The organism is Micromonospora sp. B11E3, from assembly GCF_039871625.1.
Classification (GTDB): Bacteria; Actinomycetota; Actinomycetes; order Mycobacteriales; family Micromonosporaceae; genus Micromonospora.
Genome location: NZ_JBDPMC010000179.1, coordinates 1 through 2512 on the forward strand (window position 1 = coordinate 1; position 2512 = coordinate 2512).

A 2512-nucleotide genomic window follows, 5' to 3' on the forward strand; every position below is an offset into this window, starting at 1 on the left:
ACGCGGCCGGGCTTGGTCGTGTACGGACGTGGAGCCCGGCACCTGTGGGCTGCGAAGCGTCAACCACCCGGCGTGCCGCATGAGCGCCGCCAGGAATCTGCCCTCTTCAGGGGGCAGAGGAAGTCAATCAGGACAGTGGTCGATGACCGAACAGCCGACCCCGCGAGCATTGCTGCGGGCGATGGCCTTGCTCTAGGGTGCCGGCGTGGACACGTACAGCGAGATCATCTATTCCGTCTCCGACCGGATCGCCACGGTCTCGCTCAACCGTCCCGAGGAGCGTAACGGCTACACGCTTCGGATGGCCGACGAGCTCGCGCACGCGTTCGACCGCGCCGACCGCGACGACGACGTCCGGGTCGTCGTCCTCACCGGCACGGGCGAGCACTTCTGCGCCGGCCTGGACATGTCCGTGACGGAGTTCGACACCCCCGACGACCCCGACGCCGAGTGGGCGGAACCCGCGGGCCGCTGCTCGATGCGGATCTTTGCGATGAACAAGCCGGTCATCGCCGCGATCCGGGGCGCGGCCGTCGGCGCGGGCGCCACCATCATCCTGCCGGCCGACTACCGCCTCGCCGCCACCGACGCCCGATTCGGGTACGTCTTCAGCCGGCGTGGCATCTACGCCGAGGGCGCGTCCACCTGGTTCCTTCCGCGCCTGGTCGGGATGGGCTGCGCGCTCGACTGGATGATCAGCGGGCGGGCGTTCGACGCCGCCGAGGCGCTCTCCGCCGGCCTGGTGCACAGCGTCCACGAGCCGGAGCAGCTGCTCGACAAGGCGTACCAGCTCGCGCGCACCATCATCGCCACCACCGCGCCCGTGTCCGTGGCGGTCATCCGGCAGATGCTCTACCGGACGAGCGCGCTGGACTCGCCGTACCCGGCGCACCGGCTGGACTCCCGGCTCTCCGCCGAGGCGCTGAACAGCCCGGACGCGCGGGAGGGCTTCGACTCCTTCCGGCAGCGGCGCGCCCCGGCGTTCCCCGGGCGGGTCAGCAGCGACCTGCCCGACGACCTCCCTTGGAGAAACCAGTGACGTCCATGGTTGCGGCATGACTACCGAGGCCACCGGGCACGGTCCGGAAATCGCCGAACAGATCACGATCGCGGCGCCGGCGGGAACCGTCTACGCGGCTGTCGCCGACGTACGGCGGATCGCCCGCTGGAGCCCGGAGTGCGTCGCGGTCTGGATCACCCGGCGCGACGGCGGGCAACCGCGACGCTTCGTCGGCTGGAACCGTCGGGGCCCGTTCCTGTGGTTCACCACCTGCCGGGTCGTCACCGCCACGCCCGGCAGCGAGTTCGCCTTCGACGTCGCCACCTTCGGCCAGCCGGTGGCCCGCTGGGGCTACCGGTTCTCCGAGACCGACGGCGGCACCCAGGTGACCGAGTACTGGCAGGACCGGCGCAACGGGGCGGCCCACGTCCTCGGCCGGATCTTCACCGGCAGGTCCGCGGGCGACCGCCCCACACTGAACCGGAACGGCATGCGCGAGACCCTGCGCCGGTTGAAGCGGGAACTGGAAGCGGCCTGACCCCAACCGGCCGCCGCGCGTCCTCCGCCCGCCCCGCCGGCGGTCAGGCGCCGACCCGGAGGCCGAGCCACGCGGCCAGGTCCTCGATCTCGGCGCGGACCGCGGCGGTCATGGGCCCGGTGAAGGGCACGTCCTCGTGGACGGCGTTGACGACCAGGGTGCCGGCCCGGCGATCGGCGGTCGCGTCCAGCTTGCCGACGAGGCGGTCGCCGTGCAGGACGGGCAGGGCGTAGTAGCCCCACCGACGCTTGTCCCTGGGCTTGTACATCTCGAGGATGTACTCGAAGCCGAAGAGCTGCTCGGCGCGGACGCGGTCGTGGATCAGCCGGTCGAAGGGTGACAGCAGGGCCGTCCGCCCCGTGAACGGCAGGCCGACGTACGCCGGGTGGACGCGCCAGGTGCCCGGGGTGCCCTCGACGACGGCCTCCTCACCGGCGTCGCCGACGTACGGGGACTCGCCCGGTATCTGCGGGCCGGCGGATCGGGCGATGCCGAGCGCCGCGAGCCGGCGCTCGGCGCGGAGGCGGCCCGCGGTCTCGGCGTCGAGGGTGGGCAGGTCGGCGGGGTGGACGCGCTCGGGCAGGTCCCAGTAGCGCTGTCGCCGTTACCGTTCAGTGCGCTCTGGTGAGCACGCGATCGGTAGTCCTACCTTGCGGTGGGACGGTCCCGGTCTGACCCGCCGAGGCGGCGCCGGGTTGACGCTTCGTAGCCACCTGCCCGCCGGGGCGGGTCTTCTGGTCGGCTCCACGTCCTGCCACCGGGCCACTCCCGGCGGTTGTTGTCCCGGTCCCGAGTGCGGCGAGGTTGCGGGCGGCGTTGAGGTCCCGATTCAGGACCAGGCCGCAGGTGAGGTTCCCCCGATAGCGTGGAGGCCGGACCTAAGGGGATAGATGGTCATGGCTGAAACGAGGAGACGGTTCGACCGGGAGTTCCGTGAGGGCGCTGTGCGGATCGTGCGGGAGACGGGTAAGCCG

The 2512-nt window shown here is 71.9% G+C and carries 3 protein-coding genes; 2 read left to right on the plus strand and 1 reads right to left on the minus strand.

The genetic code is table 11. The features are described 5' to 3' along the window. Positions 1-205 precede the first annotated feature (205 nt). A complete protein-coding gene (locus ABGB16_RS33460; RefSeq protein WP_347672054.1) occupies positions 206-1039 on the plus strand; it encodes an enoyl-CoA hydratase-related protein in 834 nt (277 codons plus the stop codon). A gap of 16 nt (positions 1040-1055) precedes the next feature. Then, positions 1056-1538 carry an SRPBCC family protein gene (locus tag ABGB16_RS33465; protein WP_347672055.1) on the plus strand — a complete coding sequence of 161 codons (483 nt, stop codon included), beginning with the start codon at positions 1056-1058 and terminating at the stop codon, positions 1536-1538. Between the two features lie 43 nt (positions 1539-1581). Here ABGB16_RS33465 and ABGB16_RS33470 read toward each other — a convergent pair whose 3' ends face one another. Continuing rightward, positions 1582-2121 carry a crosslink repair DNA glycosylase YcaQ family protein gene (locus ABGB16_RS33470; RefSeq protein WP_347672056.1) on the minus strand — a complete coding sequence of 180 codons (540 nt, stop codon included), beginning with the start codon at positions 2119-2121 and terminating at the stop codon, positions 1582-1584. Positions 2122-2512: the final 391 nt, after the last annotated feature.

Excerpts from the sequence above, each read along its gene's own strand:
- ABGB16_RS33465 (WP_347672055.1), top strand. The coding sequence starts at position 1,056 with ATGACTACCGAGGCCACCGGGCACGGTCCGGAAATCGCCGAACAGATC.